The 25,421-nt window shown below is 38.2% G+C and carries 16 protein-coding genes; 13 read left to right on the top strand and 3 right to left on the bottom strand.

Translation table 11 applies throughout. From position 1 onward, the window contains the following. Positions 1-173: 173 nt before the first annotated feature. The 3 genes from W7W_RS24080 to W7W_RS22410 form a co-directional block, all read right to left on the bottom strand. A complete protein-coding gene (locus W7W_RS24080) occupies positions 174-308 on the bottom strand; it encodes an IS66 family transposase (protein ID WP_010664820.1) in 135 nt (44 codons plus the stop codon). Between the two features lie 61 nt (positions 309-369). Then, positions 370-1,116 (bottom strand): hypothetical protein, encoded by a 747-nt coding sequence (locus W7W_RS0116695; RefSeq protein WP_010664821.1) that lies wholly within the window; start codon positions 1,114-1,116, stop codon positions 370-372. 336 nt (positions 1,117-1,452) lie between these two features. Continuing rightward, positions 1,453-2,217 carry a DNA/RNA non-specific endonuclease gene (locus W7W_RS22410; RefSeq protein WP_010664822.1) on the bottom strand — a complete coding sequence of 255 codons (765 nt, stop codon included), beginning with the start codon at positions 2,215-2,217 and terminating at the stop codon, positions 1,453-1,455. 653 nt (positions 2,218-2,870) lie between these two features. Between W7W_RS22410 and W7W_RS0116705 the strand changes: the two genes are divergently transcribed. From W7W_RS0116705 to W7W_RS0116770, 13 genes are all read left to right on the top strand, one after another. After that, complete coding sequence (locus tag W7W_RS0116705) at positions 2,871-3,443, top strand: RNA polymerase sigma-70 factor (RefSeq protein ID WP_010664823.1); 573 nt, start codon at positions 2,871-2,873, stop codon at positions 3,441-3,443. A 1,010-nt stretch (positions 3,444-4,453) separates the two neighbouring features. Continuing rightward, a complete protein-coding gene (locus W7W_RS0116710; RefSeq protein ID WP_010664824.1) occupies positions 4,454-5,485 on the top strand; it encodes a FecR family protein in 1,032 nt (343 codons plus the stop codon). 98 nt (positions 5,486-5,583) lie between these two features. Continuing rightward, a complete protein-coding gene (locus tag W7W_RS0116715; protein WP_157202503.1) occupies positions 5,584-9,015 on the top strand; it encodes a TonB-dependent receptor in 3,432 nt (1,143 codons plus the stop codon). An 11-nt stretch (positions 9,016-9,026) separates the two neighbouring features. Continuing rightward, positions 9,027-10,931 (top strand): RagB/SusD family nutrient uptake outer membrane protein, encoded by a 1,905-nt coding sequence (locus W7W_RS0116720; protein ID WP_010664826.1) that lies wholly within the window; start codon positions 9,027-9,029, stop codon positions 10,929-10,931. A 56-nt stretch (positions 10,932-10,987) separates the two neighbouring features. Then, positions 10,988-11,626 (top strand): DUF3823 domain-containing protein, encoded by a 639-nt coding sequence (locus W7W_RS0116725; protein ID WP_010664827.1) that lies wholly within the window; start codon positions 10,988-10,990, stop codon positions 11,624-11,626. A gap of 58 nt (positions 11,627-11,684) precedes the next feature. Beyond that, positions 11,685-12,998: a glycoside hydrolase family 71/99-like protein gene (locus tag W7W_RS0116730; protein ID WP_010664828.1), complete on the top strand. Its 1,314-nt coding sequence runs from the start codon at positions 11,685-11,687 to the stop codon at positions 12,996-12,998. A gap of 426 nt (positions 12,999-13,424) precedes the next feature. After that, on the top strand, positions 13,425-14,873 hold the full coding sequence (locus W7W_RS0116735) for an IPT/TIG domain-containing protein (RefSeq protein WP_010664829.1): 1,449 nt from the start codon (positions 13,425-13,427) through the stop codon (positions 14,871-14,873). Positions 14,874-15,010: 137 nt separating this feature from the next. Further along, complete coding sequence (locus W7W_RS0116740; RefSeq protein WP_010664830.1) at positions 15,011-17,848, top strand: beta-mannosidase; 2,838 nt, start codon at positions 15,011-15,013, stop codon at positions 17,846-17,848. A gap of 41 nt (positions 17,849-17,889) precedes the next feature. Beyond that, positions 17,890-20,169, top strand: coding sequence for a GH92 family glycosyl hydrolase (locus W7W_RS0116745; RefSeq protein WP_010664831.1), 2,280 nt, complete (start codon positions 17,890-17,892; stop codon positions 20,167-20,169). A 53-nt stretch (positions 20,170-20,222) separates the two neighbouring features. Next, entirely contained in the window at positions 20,223-21,611 is a 1,389-nt protein-coding gene (locus W7W_RS22980; protein ID WP_010664832.1) for a LamG domain-containing protein, read from the top strand. A gap of 274 nt (positions 21,612-21,885) precedes the next feature. Continuing rightward, positions 21,886-23,172 carry a GH36-type glycosyl hydrolase domain-containing protein gene (locus tag W7W_RS0116755; protein ID WP_010664833.1) on the top strand — a complete coding sequence of 429 codons (1,287 nt, stop codon included), beginning with the start codon at positions 21,886-21,888 and terminating at the stop codon, positions 23,170-23,172. 93 nt (positions 23,173-23,265) lie between these two features. Next, a complete protein-coding gene (locus W7W_RS0116760; protein ID WP_010664834.1) occupies positions 23,266-24,414 on the top strand; it encodes an MFS transporter in 1,149 nt (382 codons plus the stop codon). Between the two features lie 493 nt (positions 24,415-24,907). Further along, a complete protein-coding gene (locus W7W_RS0116770) occupies positions 24,908-25,330 on the top strand; it encodes a lipocalin family protein (RefSeq protein ID WP_010664835.1) in 423 nt (140 codons plus the stop codon). Positions 25,331-25,421: the final 91 nt, after the last annotated feature.

The following is a 25,421-nucleotide window of genomic DNA, read 5'->3' on the forward strand; positions in this document are numbered from 1 at the left end:
TTCCGAAAAAATCTGGTAATCGTTGGATTTTTACCAATTGTGTTGCAAAAAATTAGCCAGATCTAAATCGTAGTTTTGGTTGTACTGTGGAATTTTAGCAAACACTTTGGGGAGCCATTCACTGGGATTAGCATTACTGGCTTTGCAGCATTCTTGTAAAGAATAGATGATGGCTAGGTTCTTTGCAGCATCATGGTTGCACAAAACAAACATCCTTTTCTTCCAATAGCCAGGAGCCTGATGGCATTTCCCGTCAGGTTATTGTCTGGCAGGTTGCGTCCATCAAGATGATAGCGGGACAACCGCATGAAAAGATTGTATGATTAAGCATTTTCCTGGTTGTGTCCGGAAATGTAGGCCACGTATATTTTATTCAAAGATTTCTGAGTTTGCATTTTTATACTCCTCAAAATTTCTAAAGAACCTTGGATGAGTGTAGTTTGAATAGATGTATTTATCATTGAGATAAAAGACGAAATTTTTATAGTTCCTTTTGTCTGAATTATTTAATAATCTTTTTAGTGGTTTCTTTTCTTTCCAATGTTTAAAAAACTTTTCAATGTTTTCTGAACTGTAAATAGTATTTCTTGGTTCAATGTAAATCTTACCAAATGCAAAAGTTAAAATAGTGTCAGTCATTATCACTTTAAATTCTCTAAAGAAACCAATGATTCTTTCTATATTGTTGTTTCTGACTGTAAAGTAGGAGTCCCCTGATTTTATCGTTAGGACATTAAATATTATTTCTGCATTCCAGTTATTATATGGGTATATTAAATCATTTAAAGTCAATTTATTTGACGAGGTATCAATTGGTCTGTTATTTCCAAGAATAACGGTGTTTTTACAAAAGAAATAGGTGTGGTATAGAATTAATTCAGTTACTGCGCATTCTGCCTCCTTTTTTTCTAAGTTTATATATCTAAATCGGTAATCCTGCCATTCTCCGATTTTATTTTCTATATAGTTAATTAGTATCTTTTCGTCTTCTTTGGAAAAGGGTTTATTTCTGATATTTATGTCCTCATACATAACCAATTTTTTAAGAATTGGTAATTTTGACAATTCTGAGATAGTAAGGTAATAAGGTGTTTTGTCTATTCTTAATATTGGCATAATTGGTTGTTTTGTGTATGGCCTAACGATCCCGTAGGAGCACTGTTGCTGCGCATTTTTAGTGAGCGATGTTTTTATATTTATTTTTAAAAGAGGAATAAGGTTCCTCCATTTAAACGTGTTTTTACTTTTTATATTGATGCTTATTGGTAAGAAGCAATGTACTGCAGTTGCTAGATGGGAGAGGGTAAATTGGATGTTTAGGTGTTTTTTCAAATATATAAAATATTTGGATTTTTTTGGGTGTTTTTTAAAGGGGCGATAGGGAAATCGTCCGTCCCGGGAATTTGTACTTCCCAAATTAATAGGAGTTTAAAGGGGAAATATCCATGGTTTTTACTTCCAAAGTTTTATTTCGATTTGTGCTTCCAATGTTTTTTCTATTGTATCGGGTAATTTGTGGTAAAGATCTAGTCCGGTGACTTTTTCAATGCTGTCAACGGGGACAGCAAAATCGAATATGTCGCCTTGGTATCTTCCGTGGGGAAGCAGGAAGCCAATGGATTGTTTTTCGGTTGAGTTGTAGATTAAAATTGTTTTGAAGAAGTGGGTGGGGATTACTATCTGGTTATCGCCTATGACACTGTCTTCATTTAGGAAGACGGGGCCGCAGGTAATATAGAGGCTTCTGTTGTTTTGTGCCCAGCTACGTGTTAGTGCTTCAAGGACTTTCCAGATTCCACGATTGAAGGCTGGAAGTTGTGGGGATATATTGCTGTAATAGAAACTTTCCTGCATTGCTTGTTCATTCCATGCCATATCGGCTGCGGGGGCCAGGTGGCCGCGGTCGTAACCTGAATATTTATAGTCTTCATCGTTGGCGGTCTTTGTCAGGACCAGTGTGTCCTCAGCAAAGGTGTTTGTTCGTTCATAGTTTTGTATTAGTTCTGTGGAGTCAAGTTTGTAGGCGACCCATCTGGGTTGCTCGGTTTCTTCATTGTATGAAAGGGAATAGGCAGCGTGTTTGATGTAGGCAGAGTCGGCGGAATGCGAAGGTTCTTCCAGAAGCTCTAGTCTGGTTGAAGAGCAACCGAGTAGTATGAGGGCAAGGATTATGGTGATGAGTAGGTGGTTCTTGAGGGTGGTTTGTTGTTGAGTCATTGGTTGGTGTTTTGATGTTTGTAGATTAGGGAAGCTACTGTTTGATGAAAGGGCGATAGGGAAATCGCCTGTCCTGGGAAATCGCCCGTCCCGGGAAATCGTCCGTCCTGAAAGATAAAAATAAGGGATTTTTTTGAAGGAGATTGAGGCTAGTGATAAAAAGAGTTTTTGTGAATTAGAATTACTGGTGGAGCTGCTCCGTCTTCGCTTCCCCTGTAGGAAAAAGGGAGCCAGATTGAAGTCTGCGTGAGGGATTGCAGCGGAAACCCCGGAGGCCCTGGTCAATCGAAAATTTTGTTCGTGCGATATGGAAATCGCACGTCCTGGGGAGCTACCAATCAGATAAGGATATCCGGGGCAGAGGAGTTGGAGCGGAAAGCCTGACCGGAAGGGGCACGCCCGGGTAAAATAAGAAAATAAAAGAAGTCAATACATGAATTTTTCTGATTCAGTCTTTAGGAATTTGTCTTGTGAAATTTATAGCAGAGTAATATGGTGGAAATCAAATCTGCACAGAGAAATGGGAAGGATTTGAGATTATATACTTCAAAAATAAAATTGATAAAACTCTAAAAAATGTTAATATTGCCCTTCGGAATAGTTGAAATTATTGTTTAACCTTTTGTGGAAATAAGTACCAATTGAAGCGTATCATGGACAACCAGAAACTGTGCGAAGGCTTAAGAAATGGTGATAAAACCGTATTGGATGAGGTATATTATTTGTATCACAAGAAAATCTTTGCATTTGCATTATCGTACCTTAAGAATCAGGAGGATGCCTATGATATCGTTCAGGAGGTTTTTATTAATATTTGGAATCACAGAGGAGATTTAAAAAGTGATGCCCGCATAGAACCTCTTATATTCACCGCTACGAAAAATGCGGTAATTTCTTTGTTTCGTAAGAAATCTACTGAAAAGAAATATCTTGAATATTTAGGAAATGCTACCACTTCAAATAATCTTGGTGCAGAGGAGCTAAGTGATTTTGGATTTCTGGAGGAGGAATATCATTCTTTGATTGATCAGTTGCCCGAGAAGCGTAGAAAAGTATTTATGCTTAGTCGTCAAAAAGGTTTGACTAATAAAGAGATTGCCAAACAGCTGGGGGTTTCAGAAAAAACGGTTGAAAATCAATTAACGAAAGCTCTTGCTTTTTTAAGAGAAAAATTTGGATCTGGAGGTTTTTTAGGTCTTTTATTTTTCCATTTGTTTATTTCCTAATTCTTAGCCCCTTGTTTTCGGGACTTAAGAAGATTTTTGTCAGAAGAGTTCAAAGGAAGGATATTTATCCCGGATTATTGACTTTGTCGAACCTCGTTTCATAAGTTATTTATTACAAAGTCCAACTACCAGCTAAATTCAGATGTCCTCAATAAATACTGACTTGAAATTAGTTGGCTATTTTATTCATATAAATACTACTTAGTGTTTGTCCATAAAGTCCCGTTTACTGCGTTACGCCATTAGCGGAAATTGCTCATTTACTCAAGTAAACTCCGCATTTCCGCTAATGGCAAGCCCCCGAAGAAAAATCTGGGCAGGCTTTGTAAACGGAACCTTCTGAACAGACACATGCCTTTTTGCAAACTCTCCCGACTTTATAGACCGGCACTACTTAATTTATTGGCTGAGTGAAACTCACCCAGTACATAGGGGATTCGTTTACTTCTTCAATTTGCTCTGCAATTACCGAACCTGGATTATTCATAAATTATCTATTGCGATGTTCAACTACCTTCTAAATTCTGGCGTCCTCGATAAAATTGATTTGAAAATAGTTCACTATTTCCTTTATAAATTTTATCTGTGGTTGCCTGAATTTATTGGTATTTGAATATCTCATAACGAAAACTCATGAATAAACCAGGCTAAATTTATTTGTATTTAAACCTCTCATAATGAAAGCTCATGAATTAACCAGCTTATAATTTTTTAGCACATTATTTTAAAGTTGCTCTTATATGGCTAAATTTCTTTTTTATAGGATGGTTTTTCCGATTTAATAGTTAGCGATATTTATTTGATGTTAACGAACGCCGGCAGTATCACCGGAATATCCAGCATGTTGTTCGGTCAAATGATTAAGACCTGCATTTTGTGAAGAAAACCCAAAAAAATAGTACCCGTTCTGCGTTCAAAATCAGAGGTGTGTAAAAAAGTGTCAAAAATAATTTAATTGTGGATAGGGGGAGACGGTCTTTAAAACGTAGTATTTAATAGAAAGCAATAAAATGAAAGATATTTTAAGAGAATATATTAAGGGTGAATGTACTTCTACTGAATTTAAACAGGCGGTAAAGGTGCTTGTTGGCTTTTCCAAACAGGGAGAATTAAATGACTTTATGCACAGGCATTGGAAAGGACTAAAGGCTGACATACATGTTGGAGAGCAAGAAAGATTTTCTAATGTTCTGGATAGAATTCATCACCGTATAAATATGGAAGAATTCAGGCCTAACTTGAGAAGGCGTTTATACGTTGGTTTTGCAAAGGTTGCTGCAATTTTGATTGTGCCATTATTGGTTGTTTCGGGACTTTACTTGTCACAGCAAGTGAGTGATGAAACAGTTGCTATGACGCGAATGTCCACGCCTGCCGGGCTTCAAAGTGTAGTGGAATTACCCGATGGCTCAAAAGTATGGCTCAATTCGGAGAGTGAGATTTATTTTCCCTCTACTTTTAAAGGTCAAAAGGAAAGGAAAATAGAGCTTATTGGGGAGGGATATTTCGAAGTAGAGTCTGATAAAAAGAGGCCGTTTATTGTTTCTGCCGGAAATGAAATGAATGTTAGGGTAACCGGAACCTCATTTAATCTTTCCGCTTATGGTAATGAGCCGGATATTTCAGTTGCACTGGTTGAAGGTGGAGTTACGATTGAAAGAGATAATAATGATTTTCTATCCAGAATTGAACCTGGAGATGTTGCTAATTTTGATAAAAGCACTCAAAAATTAAGTGTTGTTCGAGGGAAGGATATGGAGCCTCATTTGGCCTGGAAGGAAGGCCGTTTTGTGTTTGTAAATGAATCGTTCGAATTTGTTCTGCGGACAATGGAGCGGAAGTACAATGTGAAGTACAAAATTGTTGATCCATGTTTATTGGAGTATCGAATTACAGCAACCTTTGTGGATGAAACTCTGGATGAATTTTTAAGAATAATTACGATCTCATCTCCAATTGAATATGAAATTAAACGTCATCAGAACGTGGAAGGAGAAAAGAACGTTTTTGACAAGAGAGAAGTCATTCTAACAAGACGGTGACTTTAAAATAAAAACAGGAAAGTGTTGCAGCACTTTCCTGTCAATTAAATACCTGTTTGCAGACAGGTAAATGTTTAATGCTTAAACTTTTCAAATTTATGGAAAAATTTTGTCAATGGCGAAGAAACTTTGCAGAGTTTCTACCGCGAAAATTAATGTTGGCTATGAGGCTATCTTTAGGTTTATTCTTGTTAGTCAGTTTTCAGACAATTGCTTCGGTTACCTATTCACAAGATACAAAGGTAACCGTGAAGATGGAACGGGCACATGTAAAAGAGGTGCTTAAGGAAATTGAACATTCTTCCGAATTCTATTTTGTTTACAATAATGAATTGATAGATGTGGAAAGAATGGTCAATGTTGAGGCCAAAAATAAGAAGATTAAGGATGTACTTGATGCTTTGTTTGGTAATGAAGGGGTAGGTTACACGGTAATGGGGCGTCAAATTGTTCTTTCGCCCTCGGAAATGATGGCAGAAAATGTCAGTCAACCACAAGAAAGAGCAGTGAGAGGAACTGTTACAGATCAGAATGGTGAGCCCATACCCGGGGTTACAGTAACAGTAAAGGGAACCACTCATGGCACAATAACAGATATTGATGGTAATTTCTCATTGAAAGTTAATCCAGAGTCAGAAGTGTTAATTTTTTCATTTGTAGGAATGAAAAGCCAAGAAATTGAAATTGGAAACAACGTGAGATTTGATGTTGTGATGCAGGAGGATGTCATGGGTCTGGATGAAGTCGTTGTTGTGGGTTATGGAATCAAGAAGAAAGAAAGTTTAACTGGAGCTATTGCTAATATCCAATCTGATGAAATAGAAACCAGTACTCATTCAAGCTTAGCTCAGAATCTCCAGGGGAAAGTTGCAGGTGTACAGATTCGACAAAATACAGGAGGTCCAGGGGATTTTAATTCGATGATTAACATACGAGGGTTTGGGACCCCATTATTTGTTATAGATGGTATTGTTCGTGATGGGGCAGAAGAATTTCAAAAGCTGAATTCATCTGATATAGAGAGTATCTCAGTTCTGAAAGATGCATCAGCAGCCATTTATGGAATGAATGCAGCTAATGGTGTGATAATTGTCACCACCAAAAAGGGTGAAGAAGGGGCTCCTGAATTCAATTATAAAGGGGTATATGGTTTACAAACTCCAACTGATGTGCCCCAGATGACGAATTCTGCTCAGTGGATGGAAATGAGAAATGATGCTGACATCAATGCGGGCGGTGATCCATATATTTCAAAAGAAGAGCTTGAAAAATATCAGCAGGGTTTACCGGGATATGGTACAATCAACTGGTATGATGAGACGATGAAAGATTATTCCACCCAGCAACAACATAATTTGTCCGCCAGGGGAGGGAATGAAACGATGTCTTATTTTACAAGTTTTGGTTATCAAGAGGAAAATGGATTGCTGAAGAGTGATGACCTCAATTATGAGAAATACACCTTAAGGTCTAATTTGAGCATTAAGCTAACCGAGGATCTAGATGCGGATATTAATCTGTATGGGCGATTGGATAAAAGAATGACACCGGGTGATAGTTTTTTTAATATTTTCAAGGGAACTCGCATCGGACTTCCGACAGATAGACCATATGCCAATGGAAATTCTGAATATTATGGGTTGGTCGGTCCAAGTAACTTAAACCCTTTAGCGCTATCAGATAGCAAGAAGACTGGTTATTATGAAAGCAAAAATAAGTTCTTCCAGTCCTCTTTTACTCTTAATTATGATTTTCCCTACATTGAAGGATTGTCCTTTAAAGGGATTTTCTCTTACGACAGCAACAGTTTTTTGGGTAAAGATCTTGTGAAGAGTTATAAGCTTTATAGTTACGATGAGGAAAGCGATAGCTACAACGCAACAAACATGAGGGAACCGTCGATTATTGCCAATACCAATAACGACGATAACCGGATTACCATGCAGGGGCATTTACTCTATAATACTACGATTAATGATAATCACAATTTGGATTTAGTTCTGGTTTATGAGCAAAAAGAAGCTTGGGGCCGAGATTCGTACCTTAGACGGGAGTATGATTTTTACACAACCGATCAAGTGGATTTTGCCAGTCAGAATAATCAAAGAACAGGTGGGATTGAATATGAAGAGGCTAATATGTCTTATTTAGGCCGATTTAATTATGATTACAAGGGGAAATATCTCATTGAATTTGCGGCAAGGTATGATGGCTCTTATCGCTATCATCCAGATGAAAGATGGGGCTTTTTCCCTGTAGTCTCTGGTGGGTGGAGAATTTCTGAAGAAAATTTCATTCAAGAAAATTTGCCATTTATATCGAATCTTAAAATCAGGGGGTCTTATGGAGATGTAGGAGAAGATGCTGGAAACCCTTTCCAATATGTACCAGGTTATTCAACATCAGGAGGCGGAGGATATGAATTCATTAATGGAGAATACTTAAATGGAGCCGCTTCACCTTCCATTGTAAATAGAAATCTTACATGGTTTGTTTCGACAATTAAAAATATAGGCGTGGATATTGGACTGTGGAAAGGGTTATTAAATGTTGAATTTGATGTTTATCAAAGAGATCGTGAAGGTTTACTGGCTTACAGGAATATTTCTGTTCCAAACACTTTTGGTGGATCATTGCCCCAGGAAAATTTAAACAGTGACCGCGTGAAAGGGATTGAGTTTTCTGTAGCCCACAATAACCAGATTGGAGATTTTAATTATTCCATAGGCGGTAATTTTAACTTTGCCAGGACCAAAAATGTTTATGTAGAAAGAGGCCCCTTTACCAGTAGTTGGGATAAGTGGCGCAATGGTTCTGCCAACCGTTGGAATGATGTGCTGTGGGGCTACAAAGTGGATGGTCAGTTTCAAAACTTTGTAGATATTGCCCACTCCCCAATTCAGAATGGAAATATAGGCAATACCAAGGAATTACCTGGTGATTTTAAATATGAAGATGTTAATGGTGATGGGGTCATTAATGGAAATGACATGCAGCCCATGTTCTGGGGCGGACAACCTAAACTTCATTACGGAATTAATTTGAGTGCAGATTGGAAGGGTTTTGACTTTTATGCACTATTCCAAGGATCAGGGAAATATACCGTAAGATTCCAAGAGGTTTATGCAGAAGTTATGGCTTTTAAAGGAAATACACCTGAATATTTTTATGATAGATGGCACTTAAAAGATCCATATGATCCAGACAGTGAGTGGATCCCAGGAGAATGGCCAGCAACTCGATTTAAGTCTGATGTTGGATCCATGTATAAAGAAAGTTCCATATGGAGACGAGATGCCTCTTATTTAAGATTAAAGAGTTTAGAACTAGGGTACACTTTCGATAATGCCTTTCTCAAAGAAATCGGAATTGAAAATTTAAGAGTCTATAGTAATGGGCATAACCTTCTAACATTTGCGGATTCTTTTATCAAACCATTTGATCCGGAAAAGATTGAGGGTGCCTACAATGCAGGTTTGACATATCCACTTACAAAGAGTTTCAATTTCGGGATTAATGTAATTTTTTAAAATAATTAATTATGACTCGCATATTCAACATATTATTTATATTAACCTTCATCTTTCTTACCGGATGTGATGATGATTTTCTTGATAGATCTCCAATGGATAAAATTGATGGAGAAGCGATGTTCTCTGATCCTGAAGGAGTAAAAGTTTACATGGCCAATCTGTATTATCAGTTGCCGATTGAAGATTTTACCTATTTCCGGGATGGATTTAATTTTAATCCAAGTGATCCTAATAATGGAGGTTACCTAGCAGCCATGACAACTGATGAGGCTGTTCATAGTGGGTGGTCTGATATGGTTAGAGATTGGGATTTTACCTGGTGGGAACCGGCTTTTGAATTGATAAGAGATATAAACATTTTGGGGGAGGAGATCCCGAAATTAGAGATATCAGATTTAGAAAAAGAAAAATTAAGGGGTGAGGTAGCTTTTTTGCGTGCATTTGCCTATTATGGACTGGCTAAAAGGTATGGGGGGGTTCCCATTATTGCTGAATTACAGGTGTATGATGGGAATTTAGAAGCTTTGAAAGTACCTCGTAGTACTGAAAAGGAAACTTGGGATTTCGTGCTAAATCAATGTGATATCGCCAGTGAAATGTTGCCATCTTCATGGGCCGAAGGTCAGCGTCGTGGCACAAAATGGGCTGCATTGGCTTTGAAATCCAGAGCTGCACTCCATGCTGCTTCTGTGGCAAAATATTGGAATGACGCACCACTGTCAGGTGAAGCCGTCAACCAAGGGCTTGTGGGAATGGATGCGAGTGAAGCAGACAGGTATTATGAAGAATGCATTGAAGCTTCTGCCGAATTAATAAACAATGGTGGCTTTGGACTTTATGGACCAAATCCTTCAACTCCGGAAGAAGCAGCAGCCAATTACCAGGAAATATTCGTAAACCCCAATAGTGTCCCGGAGGAGGCAATCTTTATTAAAGGTTTTGCCATCCCGGGAACCAATACCGGGCACAATTATGACATCTGGTATGTGCCGAATCAATTGGCAAATGGTTGGCCACATCCGGGAAGAATGAATCCTACGCTCGAGTTGGTGGATAGCTATGAAAGTTATTCTCAACCAGGACAAAGTTTCCCCATTGTGACAACTCAGGATGGAAGCATTAATGATTATAGTGGATTTGATCCGGGGAAGGACTATTTGAGGTTTGATGATCCTTCTGAAATTTTTAAAGGAAAAGATGCCAGGTTGTGGGCTACTGCTGTTTTACCGGGTACGTCATTTAAAGGAACCGAGATCATCATTCAGGCAGGATTAGTGAAGCCGAATGGAGAAGCGATTATTGAAACCAAGGACTCATACTCTCATAACGGAGTGACTTATCACACTTTTGGAGCACCTGACTGGCCTCAATATTCAGGTTTCGATACTTATGGGGAAAATATGACGAGAACCGGATTTTCTTTTAAGAAGTTTTTGAATTCGGATGAACCGGTTGTTCCATCCTGGAATCAGTCAACCACAGATTGGATTGAATTCAGATATCCAGAAATACTTCTAAATTATGCTGAGGCAGTTCTCGAGAGCAATTATTCTCAGGATAATGCAATGTCTAAGGCTGAGAGTTATCTTAATTCAATCAGAAAACGGGCTGGCCATACTACCGATATTTCGTTAACACTCGAAAATGTACTAAGAGAGCGCAAGGTTGAATTAGCCTTTGAAAACAAAAGATATTGGGATTTGGTGCGTAGGAGAGAGTATCATAAGATATTCGATAATTCAACGAAACACGCGTTACTACCGTTACTGGACTTAAGGGTTGATCCGCCGCAATATATTTTCGTGAGAAAAGAAGTTTCGAGGCATCCAAACAGAACATTTCTTCCTAAGAGATATTATAAACCCATCCCGGGTATTGGGACTAATGAATTGGTTCAGAATCCACAGTTTTAATCATTCTAATAAAGATTGTTATGAAGACTATAATAAAAATTTTTATACCCATTTTAATGTTTCTAGTTTATTCTTGCGAATTGGATAATTATGACGGGCCGGATGCTGTTATTCATGGTGCCATTATTGATGCCGATACAGATGAACTGATAGAGCAGGATGTCATAAATGGAACGGAAATAGAATACTTGGAGCATGGGTATGAGACACCTGCAACTCAATATATGGTGATAAAGAACGATGGTACTTACAGAAATAATCTGATGTTTTCCGGAACTTATACCATTCAGCCTGTTCGTGGCAATTTTGTGCCGATAGATCCTATAGAAGTGGAAGTTAGTGGTGTGACGGAACTTGATTTTGAAGTTCAACCATATATCAGGTTAAAGGATGTTGTCATTGAAAAGGAAGGTAGTTCAATTGTGGCTAGTTTTCGTTTAGAACAAACGGTGTCCAATAATGTAGCCAAAATTGGTTTGTTTGGACATCCGGAAGCGCATGTCGGAGCATCGGTTAGAACTATGAATGTTGAGCGTTCTATCAATGGTGTAGTTGATCCTGAAACCGAATTTACCCTGGAGTGGTCTATTCCTGATAATCCTTCTGCGGATAAAATGTTTTTCAGAGTGGGAGCACTTATTGATGCCCCCGAAGCAAAATACAACTATGCGCCTGCGAGGAAACTCGCCTTGTAAATTAATCTGAATACAGGAACCTCTTATGGGGGTTCCTGTTTCTAAAACATTTGTAATAATGAGTTTTCCCAGATATTTCTTTAGTATACAGTTGATTATTGCCTTTATCTTGTTTTCCGGATGCAATTCATCAGAAGATAACAATAAGAATGAAAATAGGGAGTCAGGTACATCTTCGGGATCAAATAATTACGTATATCCATCCTATGAAGGCTTGGTAATGGCCGGTTATCAGGGGTGGTTCGCCGCAGAAGGCGATGCATCTGAACGAGGATGGTACCATTATCAAAAACAGGGACAATTTCAACCGGGCCAAAGTACGATCGATTTTTGGCCTGATGTGTCAGATTATCCCAAGACTTATAAAACATCCTTTCGGTTTTCTGATGGCACCCCGGCTTCGGTGTTTAGTTCATATGATGAAAAAGCGGTGGATCTCCATTTTAAGTGGATGAAGGATTATGGAATAGATGGTGTTTTTTTGCAGCGGTTTGTAACTGAAATTAAAAGTGAAAAAGGAAAGCGCCACTTTAACAAAGTGCTTTCCAGTGCGCTGAGGTCAGCTCGTAAATATGGGAGGGCAGTGTCTGTGATGTATGATTTAAGTGGATGCACATTTGAGGATATGGACGTGTTGGTCAGGGACTGGAAAGAACTTCAGGATCAATACGCTCTTTTTGACACCAATGAGAATCCGACTTATCTGAGACACAATGGAAAACCCTTGCTTGCTATTTGGGGTGCTGGCTTTAATGATGGGAGACAGTATGGTCTGGATGATGTAAATGATTTGATTGAGGAACTGAAAAAGCTTGAACACCAAAATTCTTTCATGCTGGGAATACCTTATTTCTGGCGAACATTGGGGAATGACACAGAGAATAACCCATTGCTTCATTCCATCATAAAAAAATGTGACATCATTTTGCCCTGGGCTGTTGGACGCTATGATGAATCCAGCTATAACCAGGTTGCAGGCGAAACTCTTAGCAGGGATTTGGCTTGGTGTAAACGAAATGGCGTGGATTATGTGCCCCTTGTTTTTCCTGGTTTTAGCTGGGGAAACTTACAGGATGATCCCGATACATATGAATTAATTCCCCGTAATAAAGGCGATTTCTTCTGGAAACAAATTGCCGGGGCAAAAAATGCTGGAGCAGAATCATTGTATGTAGCTATGTTCGATGAGGTTGATGAAGGAACCGCCATTTTTAAATGTCTAAGGGATGATGAATTGCCTTTAAATGGCGAAGGGAAATTTGTAGGAATTGATCCGGGATTGGAGAGTGATTATTATCTGTGGTTAACGGGTGAAGCAGCAAAATGGATGAAAACAGATGACAATTTATATACCAGCAAGCCTAGACGATAATCTTTAAAGCTTGTATGAATATAGGGAAACAGATGCCATTCCTTTTACACATAACTAGATTTCTTTTGAAGAAAAAATTGATGGCTATTTAATTCCTGTTTCCTAAATAAACCAAGCTTTGCTTGCCTGGTCGAGGTGAGTTTTCAACAACATTGAGGATTTGCATGATAAACTTGACAAGGGGCAATATTAACCCCTGATCAGGGGTGCTGTATTCATAGCCAAAATTGTCCAAAATATTTTTATCCTTTTTTTAATATGTGAAATTCAGAAAACCTTAAGAAGGACTTCTGATACTTCAAAATAAGTTCTTGAACTGTTTTTAATGTTGTCTTTTTCACTAATAGAACTCATTTGAAATAATTGTTGGGTAGTTAAGGAGTCTTATTTTAATTGTTTAATAAATAACATTTTAATGATAGGCATATGCTTTATAGTCGTAAAATACTTCTAATCATTTTGATATTGATCCCCTCTTTGGTGAGGTGCGATAATGATGTTTCAATTCAAAATGAAGGCCAAGGTCCAAAAATCAGCATTGAAAGTTTCTATCCTGACTCAGGTGTAGTTGGAACCATGGTGACAATAATGGGTGATAATTTCCAAAACCAAAGGGATATTTCCAAGATTGTTTTGGATGAAAACGAGTTTGCCCCATATAAAGTGTCGGAACAAGAAATAAGTTTTATTATTCCCGAAACAATTGCAGAAGGAACGTATGAGATCAAATTGAAGGGAGAGAACACTGATTTTAAAATAGAAGAGAGGTTTAAAGTTTTTTCTGATGTTCGGAATGTTGTTAATGAAGATGTCCTGAGTTACAATTATGTTTTAGGAACACAGTCTTTTGATCCAAAATATAGTTTTACACAGCAAGACGGTTTGATTGAAACGGCAAATGCGATCCTGGACATGGGAAGCAACATATTAAAAATAAGCCTAAATGCCCAAAAGTACGGATTGGATTTTAATGGTGATGCTACTTCCCTTATACAGGAGCATCCTTCTTTTAAGAGGGTTCTCGATATGCCATTCTCGTATTACTTTTTCTGGGTGGGAACACATAGTAAATGGAGAGATGGATATACAGAGCAGGAACGAAAAACAGATTCAACTTTAATTAGCGATTTGACCATTTACCTACGAGAAGAATTTAATCAATCTGGAAAGCAATTTTATTTGGGGCATTGGGAAGGCGATTGGTATTTACTGCCGGGGTACGATGTGGATCATAAACCGACTGATACCAGTATACAAGGGATGATCCAATACTACAATGCACGTCAGAATGCTTTAGAAGAAGCCATGAGAATAACGTCTAATAGTGATGTGAAGGTGTATCAATATGCAGAAGTAAACCGGGTAGTGGATGCCATGGAGGGAAAAAAGCGATTGACCAATTACGTTCTGCCCTACAGTAATGTGGATTTTGTTTCTTATTCGGCCTATGATGGTCAAATGAAAAGCAGAGAACAATTTCATGCTATCCTTGACTTCATTGAGGCCCATTTGCCGGAAAAAGAAGGAATTGAAGGAAAAAGGGTTTTTGTTGGGGAATATGCACGTCCGGCAAAATTGTTGTCCTTTTCAAAATTTGAACATGAGTTAGAGAACAGGGATATTATGCTGAAAGCAATTACCTGGGGTGCTCCTTTTATTTTGTATTGGGAAATGTATAACAATGAGGTTGATAACAATGAACATACAGGCTTTTGGCTGGTTGACCACACCGGCGTTAAATGGCCCTTCTATTACACACATAACATGACACTTCTTGCAAGTCAAAGATGGGTGCAAAAGTTTAAGAATGAGTTTCAAAGACTGCCTTCCCGTACTGAGTACCTAGACTGGCTGCAAAATGCTTTGAGTCAATAATAATTGTCTTTGTTGGAATTCTACCAAATCGGATTATTCACTGGTTGACTTTTTTAATTACAAGCACCAGGCACCATAGAACAAAAAAATTAATGGGTATTAGGTGAGTAAGTCACATTTTAAATAATAGGAATGCTATGAAGTTTTCGACAATTATAATTTTAAGCTTTTTATGTTTTTTTGGGGTATTAAGGGGAAATGCCCAGGAGTTAAATTTTGGACTCCGTCAGAAGCAAGATTCGGAAACCCTTCCAAAATCAAGAACTGAAAATTTTGTGGAAGGGGTAAGACCATCTGATGAGAAAGATAATCAATTAAGTTTTCAACAAGTAGAAGAAAATAAATATTTAATTGAAAAGGGATGGAAGCTTTCCTGCAAAGAGGAAGTTCAATTCAATTCAGCTAACATCTTTAATTCTGATTATAGCACAACCGACTGGTATGATGCGACAGTTCCGGGGACGGTGTTGACAACTCTGTTAAATGAGGGGGTCTATGCAGATCCTTATTATGGATTAAATAATTTGTTGATTCCAGATTCCCTCTCAAGAATGGAGTGGGTGTACCGTTTATCTTTCAAGCTGCCAAAGGGACGCGGCCAGGGCGAAAGAGTCTGGCTGGATTTCTCTGGAATAAATTATGAAGCGGATTTTATACTTAATTCAACAAAGTTAGGCGGAATTAAAGGAGCATTTAAGCAAAAAAGATTTGATGTAACAGAGATATTACGGAATGAGACTGAAAATGTGTTGGTGGTTAACATCAAACCGCCTCGTAATCCGGGTATTCCTCATGAACAGTCTGAGTTGGCCGGAAGGGGGCCCAATGGTGGACAGCTCTGTTTGGATGGACCAACCTTTATTTCATCAGAAGGTTGGGACTGGATACCAGGAATAAGGGATCGCAATATTGGTATTTGGCAAAATGTTTATTTAGAGTTTACAGGTGATGTAACTACCCAGGATATTCAGGTGATAACAGATTTGACATTACCTGATACAACCAGAGCCGAAGTGAGTATTTATGCAACTTTGTTAAATCATAGTAATAGAGCAAAGAAAGTCAGGGTATTAGGAAAAATTGAGGAAGTAGAAGTAGAAAAAATGATCAATCTGAAGCCTTTTGAAAAAAAGAATATTTCATTATTACCTGATAGTTTTCCGGATTTAAAATTTAAAAACCCCAGGCTATGGTGGCCAAATGGTTATGGTAACCCTGAGTTATATTCTCTGAAATTACATGTTTTTGATGAGAGAAGTCTGTCAGATGTTGAAAACGTTCGTTTTGGAATTAGAGAATTTTCCTATGAGTTAGGTGTATCGGAGGGTTCAAAAATAAAACGAGTTGATTATAACCCATTATTGGCAGATGGCGAAATCTTATTTGACAATGTAAACCGTGTGAATGTGCATGAAGGGACGTCTGTTCCTACTTTAATAAACGCAAGTTCTGATGGGTTGAAAGTGTTAGAAGAGGATTCCGAAAATCCCTTTTTTACTATAAAAGTGAATGGCGTTCCCATTTTTATCAGAGGCGGAAATTGGGGAATGGATGATGGAATGAAGCGTGTTTCCCGTGAACGTTTAGAACCTTATTTTCAATTGCATGAGACAGTTGGGTTTAATATGATTCGAAATTGGACCGGTGAAAGTACTCAGAAGAGCTTTTATGAATTGGCAGATGAATATGGAATGCTTATTTGGAATGATTTCTGGTTATCTACAGAAGGATATAATTTAAATGTCAATGATTATGATCTTTTTATGGAGAATGCCACCGATGTTGTAAAAAGGTATAGAAATCATCCTTCCATTGTTGTTTGGTGTCCGAGAAATGAAGGATTTGCTCCTGAAAAGCTAGAGAAGCGAATTATAAAAATGATCTCTGAAGAAGATGAGTCTCGCCATTATATCGGTAATTCCAGAAATCTCAACTTAAAGCCCAGTGGTCCATGGGATTATGTTCCTCCTGTAAAATACTACGATGAAATTTCTGGCGGTTTTTCCACAGAGGTAGGAACGCCTTCTTTGCCTACTGCTGCTTCAATGCGAAAGTTTATTCCGGAAGCTGACCAATGGCCTATAAGTGACACCTGGCATTATCACGATTTTCACAGAGGACAGCCTGAATATGTGAAGGAAATAAGAGAACGTTTTGGCAAAAGTAGTAATCTTGATGAATTTGCACAGAAAGCGCAGTTTATAAATTATGAGAGTTACCGGGCTTTATTTGAGAGTTGGAACAGCAAAATGTGGGACAATGCAAGTGGAGTTTTACTTTGGATGAGTCACCCTGCCTGGCCTAGTATGGTATGGCAAACTTATTCATGGGATTACGAGGCTTTCGGTTCTTATTATGGTTCAAAGGCGGCTTGTGAGCCTTTTCATATTCAACGAAATGAGGATGATGGACGAATTGTCGCAATTAATTCCACACGAAGAACAATCGAAGGGGTAACTGCCCGAATGAAAATAATTGATCTGAATGGAGAGGAGATTTTCACGAAAAAGAAAAGGATTGATCTTAAAAAGAATGATAAAACCGATTGTTTCCAGTCCGAAAAACCTGACAATTTACCCGGTGTTTATCTCTTGCGATTAGAATTATTTGAGGGCGATGACCGTCTGTCTGTGAATGAATATTGGCAGAGCTCTTCAGATAAAGGACGGTTTAAGGCTTTTAATGATTTATCTGGAGCTGCATTTTCAGGGAAAATAGAATCTGTCACTGATGGTACAATTGGTTTTACCATAGAAAACATCTCTGAATCCCCTGCTTTAAATGTAAAGTTCAATCTCAGGGATAAAACTTCAAATGAAATACAATTACCAGCCATTTTCACCGAAGGCTATTTTACACTTTTCCCGGGTGAGTCAAGGTTTGTAGAACTGGAGTTGAATGATCTGAGTATAGAAGACTTAAAAATCACTGTTGAATCATACAATAACAAGACTCAAGCTTTGATTGCACTGTAAAAACAGTGACATGTTTTATTGTTAACAAAAAATATATTCTAATGAAGAAAGAAAAAAATATAATTGGGTTGATAATTTTAGTTTTTCTTTTAATGGGGAGAAGCGCTGTTTTAGCCGGAGACAAAGAACCGGTTGATTATGTGAATCCCTATATGGGCAATATTAGTCATCTTTTGGTGCCCACATACCCTACAATACATTTACCCAATAGTTTATTAAGGGTGTATCCGGAGCGAAACGATTATACCGGTGATGTATTAAACGGATTGCCCTTGATTGTAACAAGTCACAGAGGCAGTTCTGCATTTATTTTAAGTCCGTACCAGGGAGAGGAAGACAACATTAGTCCTATTGAATCGGTTAGCTATGACTTTGAAAAGCTGACCCCTTATTCTTATTCGGTTTATCTTGATGAACAGGAAACAGAGATTGACTTTGGGTTGTCCCATCAATCGGCCATCTATAATATTAAATTCCGCAAAAACGAGGATTCTTATCTGATAATAAATTCTACTGAGGGGGGATTAAAGTGGGATGGCGAATCTGTTTTAGGACATCAAATCGTGCAAAGCGAGATGGGGGGAAACCAGACCAGAATTTATCTTTTTATGGCATTAAACGAGACACCTTCTGAAGTCTTTGTATTAAAGGATGGAGAACTGGTTAAAAAGTCCGAAGCAACCGGGAGCGATGCTTGTATTGTACTTAAATTTCCTAAAGGAGTGAGTGAACTTAATACCCGGTATGGTATTTCCTTAATTGATGCCCGGCAGGCAAAACAAAATATGAAAAGAGAAGTAGAGAATGCTTCAATTGAAGAACTGCAAAAGAAAGGAAGATCAGAATGGAATGATGCTTTAGGACAGATTGATGTGAAGGGTGGAACTGACGATGATAAAACAGTTTTCTATACTTCTCTTTACAGAACCTATGAACGGCCGGTTTGTATTTCAGAAGGTGGAAGGTATTACAGTGCTTTTGATGGGAAGGTGCACAATGATAATGGTACACCTTTTTATACGGATGACTGGATATGGGATACTTACAGAGCAACCCATCCCCTGAGGGTCATGATTGAGCCTGAACTTGAGGCGGATATTATTAACTCGTTTATTCGCATGGCCGATCAAATGGATGAATTTTGGCTGCCCACTTTCCCGGAGATTACAGGTGATAGCCGTCGTATGAATTCAAACCATGGGGTGGCTACGATCATCGATGCCTATAGGAAAGGTTTGCACGGATTCAATCTGGAAGAAGCCTATAAAGCCGGAAAAAAGGCTGTTACTGAGAAGACTTTGGCGCCATGGTCGGGTGCTCCAGCTGGTGAACTGGATGCTTTTCATGACAAACATGGATATTTCCCTGCCTTAAAACGAGGGCAGGATGAATATGTTCCGGAAGTGCAGGAACATGAAAAAAGACAACCCGTTCCTGTAACACTAGGTACTGCTTATGATGAATGGTGCCTGGCTCAAATTGCCAGGGAACTTGGAATGGACGATGATTACAATTACTTTAGATCACGTGCCTACAATTACAGAAATTTATTCCATCCCGAAACCCACTTCTTTCATCCAAAAGACATTGACGGAAATTTTATTGAGCCCTTTGATTATAAACGTTCCGGAGGCCAGGGTGCTCGTGAATACTATGGAGAAAACAATGGTTGGGTTTATCGGTGGGATGTACAGCATAATATCGGTGATCTGGTCCAATTGATGGGCGGTCAGGAAGAGTTCGTTGATAATCTGGATGCCATGTTTGCTGAGCCGCTGGGAGTAGGTTTAAAATTCGAATTTTATTCACAACTGCCTGATCATACCGGAAATGTTGGCCAGTTCTCAATGGCTAATGAACCATCGTTGCATATTCCTTATCTCTACAATTATGGCGGAGCCCCGTGGAAAACACAAAAAAGAATTAGAAAACTGCTGGATCAATGGTTCCGAAATGATTTGATGGGACTTCCGGGTGATGAAGATGGTGGAGGAATGTCAGCTTTTGTTGTGTTCTCTCAACTGGGGTTTTACCCTGTTACTCCTGGCTTACCAATGTACAATATTGGAAGCCCGACCTTCCGGGAAGCAAAAGTAAAATTACCCAATGACAAAGACTTCAAAATTGTCACCGAAAATTATTCCCCTGAAAATAAGTTTATCCAATCCGCAACGCTTAACGGAGAATCGTGGGATAAGCCCTGGTTCCTCCATAAAGACATTGCAGAGGGGGGAGTACTTCGATTAACAATGGGAAAATATCCAAATAAGAAGTGGGGAACTCAAAAATCACAAGCGCCACCTTCTTTCTCTCTTGATTAAAATGAGCAATTAATGAGTATTTCTCTAATAAACATCAACTAAATCACTAAATTATGAAAACACAAAACAAATTGAAGCGATTTGTCGTCTTCTTAGCCGGAGCTCTCTTGGTTTTTGGAACCAGCTGCGAAGACGATAATAATGAGACATCAATGGCTGTCCCATCCGTGGAGACAAAGGAGATTGTTAATATTGGCAGTACGGATGCCGAAGGAGGTGGTGAAGTCTTGGAAGAAGGGAGTTCCGAGGTTCTTGAAAGAGGAATTGTCTGGAGTACGGAAGGAGAACCTACATACAACGACAACGAGGGGATGAGTTTCAATGGAGAAGGTCTTGGAGAATTTACCAGCGAACTTTCTGAATTACAATCAGGTGTTCCCTATCTTGTACGTGCTTTTGCTCACAATAGCGAAGGTGTTGGATATGGAGATGTGGTAGAATTTACTACAATCATGGAGTTCTTAACGGAATCTGTCACGGAAGTGACATCAGCTTCTGCAGTTTCTGGTGGAAATATTCCGCAAGGAATGACTGGCCCCATTAATGAACGAGGCGTTGTTTGGGATACATCGGATAATCCCACAATTGAAGAGAATATGGGGCAAACCTCTGATGGGTCAGGTCATGGTAGTTATGTGAGTCAAATTACAGGGCTGGAACCAGGCGTTGATTATTTTGTAAGAGCTTATGCCACCAATGATGAAGGAACAGAGTATGGCAATATAAAGGAATTTACAACCGAATTGTATGAGCCAATTTATGAGGGTGAGACCTTTTATATGCCTTTCAACAACAGCTTTATAGAAATGGTTAGTGGAACAGAACCAGCCGTTGTTGGATCACCGACATTCAGTGAAGAAAGTGCGAATGGAAGTCATGCTTACCAGGGAGCACCCGATTCATACTTAACTTTCTCAACCACTGATTTGCTTGCAAATGAGTTTAGTGCCGCGTTTTGGTATAAGTCTGAGGGAGAACCTGGTTGGGCAGGTATTATGACCATTGGTCCTCCTGATGAAGATCACCCGGATTATCCTGAAGTTCAAAATGACCGGACCAGTGGTTTCCGTTTCTTCAGGGAGGGTGCTCCATCTAGCTCAGTGTTCAAAATGGATATTGGATTTGGTGATTACGATGTGTTCTATGCCAATGAAACTGAGGCTCTGTTGGACCTGACCAAAGATGAATGGGTACATATTGCTTTCTCAATCTCTGAAACTGAAGTGGCTGTTTACTTTAATGGTGAGCCCGTGATCCAGGGTGAAATGGATGGAACCATTGACTGGACGAATTGCGATATTATTTCTATTGGCTCCGGTCAGCCCCGATTTACTGAATGGCAACACTATGCTGATCATAGTTTATATGATGAACTTCGACTGTTTAATGTTGCTTTGAGTCAGGCAGATGTTATGTTGTTGATGGAAGAGGGGCAGAATTAAGAGATTTGTATTATGGCCCATCCTTGTTTTGCTTATTAATAGTTGTAACAAAACGAAATCCAAAAATAAATTATGGATTGGGGATGGGTCATTTTTTATACTTAATAGTAGTGGTCTTTTCGAAACAAGGATTCCAAAATTTTCAGGATAATAGCCAGCGGAAATGATATAAGTAATTAATAGGAGTGTTAGAGTAAAAAAGAAATTATCAGGTAATAGTGTAAGTTCTAAAATTGAAATAATAGTTGTTTGTCAATTATAAAAAAGGATTATAATGAATAAAATTTTTTTAAGCTCATTAATAACGGTTGTTTCATTAATTTTCTTTGAATCTAATCTTATTGCCGGAAATTATTCAGAAGTGAAATCCAAGTATTTTGATTTCATTAAGCAAAAATCATTTGAAGTAATGAAAAATGGTTTTTCTGCAGGAGATAATTATAATGAAATATGGATAAGAGATTTTAATTCGTTTATCGAATTAGCCTATGATTGTTACGGGGAGGAACTTGTTAAGGATAATTTGAGAGTTTTCTTTTTAATGCAACAAAAAGATGGTAGCATTTTAGATGGCTTTGTGCCTAATGAAGAACGAGTTGAATCCTATGATTATATTTTTTCAGATTTGGTGCCCCAATATGCTGGTTATAAGAATACGGTGGAGACAGATCAAGAGAGCTCATTGATTCAAGCAACCTGTAAGTATGTTGATATTTCAGGAGATTATTCATTTCTGATGGAGGAAATAAATGGATTATCTGTGTTGGAACGCATTTATCAATCAGTTAAATATTTATTAAACAATCGTTTTTCAGAAGAGCATGGATTAATTTATGGAGGAACAACAGCTGATTGGGGAGATGTACAGCCCGAGCATGAATGGGGCGTGTTCTTAAATGAAGATTCGCATTTTGCAATAGATATTTATGATAATGCAATGATTCTTATCGCATTGAGCAATCTTACCAGACTTGATGAAGAGCGATCAGATTTTTATGCGCAATTACATAAAACAATAAGGGAAAACTCTCTGAAGCATTTGTGGGATGAAAAGAATAAAAAGTTTATCCCCAATTTATATTTGGAAGAATCCCCGTTTTCGAAAGAATTTTGTGAGAATAAGATATATCTACATGGAGGGACAGCAATTGCAATTGAAGCCGGATTGTTAAATAAAGATCAGGTGAGAGGTGTTATTGATCGGATGGTTGAAAATAAGAAGTCTTCAGGAGCTAATACAATTGGTTTGACATTGTATCCACCTTATCCAGCCGGTTTTTTTAAGAATCCAACCATGTCTCCATATAGTTACCAGAATGGAGGAGACTGGACGTGGTTTGGAGGGAGAATGATTCAGCAAATGATACATTATGGGTTTATAGAAGATGCACTTAATGAAGTTCAGCCAATGTTTGACAGGGTATTGCAGAATGACGGGTTTTATGAATGGTACACATTAGATAATGAACCGGAAGGATCTGGAGTTTTCAAAGCTTCAGCAGGTGTTTTATATGAAGTTATTAAGTTGTTGGAAAGAAGAGATGAACTAAAAAAAAGATGAAGCGGTGGGCAGGGGAATCAAGTATTGTTATAGGAACTCAATAATTCTATCTTTTTCAAATATTGAAGAAACAAGTTAAAAAGTATTCAACTTATGAAATCTGGATTTTTTAAGGTTTTGCCCGTTCTTTTTGGTTTTTTTATAATGGGCTTCGTCGATGTAGTGGGTATATCCACCAGCTACGTACAAAAAGATTTTAACCTCAGCGATGCGGTCGCCAACCTTTTGCCTATGATGGTATTTTTGTGGTTTGCTGTTTTTTCGGTTCCTACAGGAATGCTGATGAATAAAATAGGACGCAAAAACACAGTGTTGTTGAGTATGGTTTTTACATTAGCAGCCATGTTGGTGCCATTAGTGGCATACGATTATGTAGTGGTTCTTATCGCATTTGCATTATTGGGAATAGGAAATACAATCTTGCAGGTGTCTTTGAACCCATTGGTTTCTAATGTGGTTAGTGCAGAAAAACTAACCAGCCGCTTGACATTAGGACAATTTATTAAAGCTATCGCCTCCTTTTTGGGGCCAATTATCGCTGGTTTCGCTGCAGCAACTTTGGGTAATTGGAAAATGCTGTTTCCCATTTTTGCAGGCGTAACGTTGATTTCTTCTTTGTGGTTGTGGTTCACTCCGATTCCCCGTGATGAGCGGGTAGAGTCAACCACCTCCTTCGGAGAAGCATTCGGCCTATTGAAAGATAACGCTATATTGTTGCTATTTTTCGGGATTTTGTTTGTTGTTGGAGCTGATGTAGGTATGAATACTGCAACTCCTAAATTTTTGATGGAACGAGGAGGTCTTCCTTTGGAACAAGCAGGATTGGGTACGAGTACTTATTTTGCAGCGCGAACTATTGGTGCTTTGACTGGGGCAATATTGCTTGCCAAATTTTCACCCAAACGCTTTTTCAAAATCAGCATGTTTGTTGCGATAACTGCGATTATTGTTCTAATGCTTACCACCAGTACTGTAATAATTTTTGCAATGGTTGCTGTTATCGGTTTTGCATTGGCGAATATATTTTCAATTATTTTTTCTTTGGCCTTGCAAAAGCGCCCGGAGCGCGGCAATGAAATATCAGGTCTGATGATAATGGGTGTTGCAGGAGGTGCAGTGCTACCTCCACTGATGGGTTTGGCTTCCGATGCTGTTGGACAGGTTGGAGGTATGTTGGTTTTATTGGGGGCTATGATCTATCTTTTGTTTACCGCATTTGTAATAAAAGTTGGAAAAAGTTAAATGCAGATTGCTTGATTTGTAAGGGCTGTTATGCCTCAAAAGCTGCTAAGTTATTTTGGCAGCTTTTTTTATGGGCGATAAGGAAATCGCCCGTCCTGTATGTTAACCAAGCATTGAAACTATAATTACAAAACCCTATGTACATATACTTTAAAAAACGAGCGGAATGATATAAATTACATTAAGAAACAGGAAGTTTTAATTGCAGGTTACGTCATCGTTTTCATTTATGCACATAGAAATGTTTTATGGCCTTAGCCTGATTAATTCATAAATAATTTATTACGATGCCCAACCACCTGCGAAATATGAACGTCCTCGATAAAATTGATTTGAAAATAGTTCATTATTTCCTTCATCAATTTCATCTGTGGTTGTCCATATTTCTTGCTGTTTGACCATCTCATCACAATAATTCATGAATTAATCAGGTTAGAAACAATTTAAAAAAATGTTCGTATGGAACTTTTAAGTGTAATCTTCAAAAAAAATCATGGAAAAATTATTTTTTAGCGTATTCGTTATTACGTTACTTTTTGGCTGTAGCGAGGATGATTCCACCTCTATTGATTCCGAACTTATTGGAAAATGGAATTTTGTTTCATCGAACATTAAACAGTATGAAGACAATGAGTTAATATGGGAGGGAGATGATTCCAGTGATGGTTTAACAGAGTATTATCAATTTGATTCCGATGGATCTTTTGAGTATTATTCAAGATATGAGAGTGAAGATGAGCTTGAAACAATAATTGGGACATATAGCACCGAAGGGGATAATTTAAATTTATCTGCAGAAGACCAATCTGTGTCTTTTGATTATCAAATTAATCAAAAAGTAGAATTGGTTCTTTATAATGAATATAGTGTGGAAGGATCGGATTATGAGATGACATCAATTTTTGAAAAGGAGTAATTATCCTTTTTCAAGAAGTTATTCTAACCTAACAATATTGAGCAGGATTGCAAAGATTCCGTATTGCAGTCCTGTTTTTTATAAGGGAGCT

This window comes from Marinilabilia salmonicolor JCM 21150 (assembly GCF_000259075.1).
Taxonomy (GTDB): domain Bacteria; phylum Bacteroidota; class Bacteroidia; order Bacteroidales; family Marinilabiliaceae; genus Marinilabilia; species Marinilabilia salmonicolor.

Bases quoted from the DNA above. Each gene is read 5' to 3' on its own strand.
- W7W_RS24080 (WP_010664820.1), bottom strand. From the start codon at position 308: ATGCGGTTGTCCCGCTATCATCTTGATGGACGCAACCTGCCAGACAAT.
- W7W_RS0116695 (WP_010664821.1), bottom strand. From the start codon at position 1,116: ATGCCAATATTAAGAATAGACAAAACACCTTATTACCTTACTATCTCA.
- W7W_RS22410 (WP_010664822.1), bottom strand. From the start codon at position 2,217: ATGACTCAACAACAAACCACCCTCAAGAACCACCTACTCATCACCATA.
- W7W_RS0116705 (WP_010664823.1), top strand. From the start codon at position 2,871: ATGGACAACCAGAAACTGTGCGAAGGCTTAAGAAATGGTGATAAAACC.
- W7W_RS0116710 (WP_010664824.1), top strand. From the start codon at position 4,454: ATGAAAGATATTTTAAGAGAATATATTAAGGGTGAATGTACTTCTACT.
- W7W_RS0116715 (WP_157202503.1), top strand. From the start codon at position 5,584: ATGGAAAAATTTTGTCAATGGCGAAGAAACTTTGCAGAGTTTCTACCG.
- W7W_RS0116720 (WP_010664826.1), top strand. From the start codon at position 9,027: ATGACTCGCATATTCAACATATTATTTATATTAACCTTCATCTTTCTT.
- W7W_RS0116725 (WP_010664827.1), top strand. From the start codon at position 10,988: ATGTTTCTAGTTTATTCTTGCGAATTGGATAATTATGACGGGCCGGAT.
- W7W_RS0116730 (WP_010664828.1), top strand. From the start codon at position 11,685: ATGAGTTTTCCCAGATATTTCTTTAGTATACAGTTGATTATTGCCTTT.
- W7W_RS0116735 (WP_010664829.1), top strand. From the start codon at position 13,425: ATGCTTTATAGTCGTAAAATACTTCTAATCATTTTGATATTGATCCCC.
- W7W_RS0116740 (WP_010664830.1), top strand. From the start codon at position 15,011: ATGAAGTTTTCGACAATTATAATTTTAAGCTTTTTATGTTTTTTTGGG.
- W7W_RS0116745 (WP_010664831.1), top strand. From the start codon at position 17,890: ATGAAGAAAGAAAAAAATATAATTGGGTTGATAATTTTAGTTTTTCTT.
- W7W_RS22980 (WP_010664832.1), top strand. From the start codon at position 20,223: ATGAAAACACAAAACAAATTGAAGCGATTTGTCGTCTTCTTAGCCGGA.
- W7W_RS0116755 (WP_010664833.1), top strand. From the start codon at position 21,886: ATGAATAAAATTTTTTTAAGCTCATTAATAACGGTTGTTTCATTAATT.
- W7W_RS0116760 (WP_010664834.1), top strand. From the start codon at position 23,266: ATGAAATCTGGATTTTTTAAGGTTTTGCCCGTTCTTTTTGGTTTTTTT.
- W7W_RS0116770 (WP_010664835.1), top strand. From the start codon at position 24,908: ATGGAAAAATTATTTTTTAGCGTATTCGTTATTACGTTACTTTTTGGC.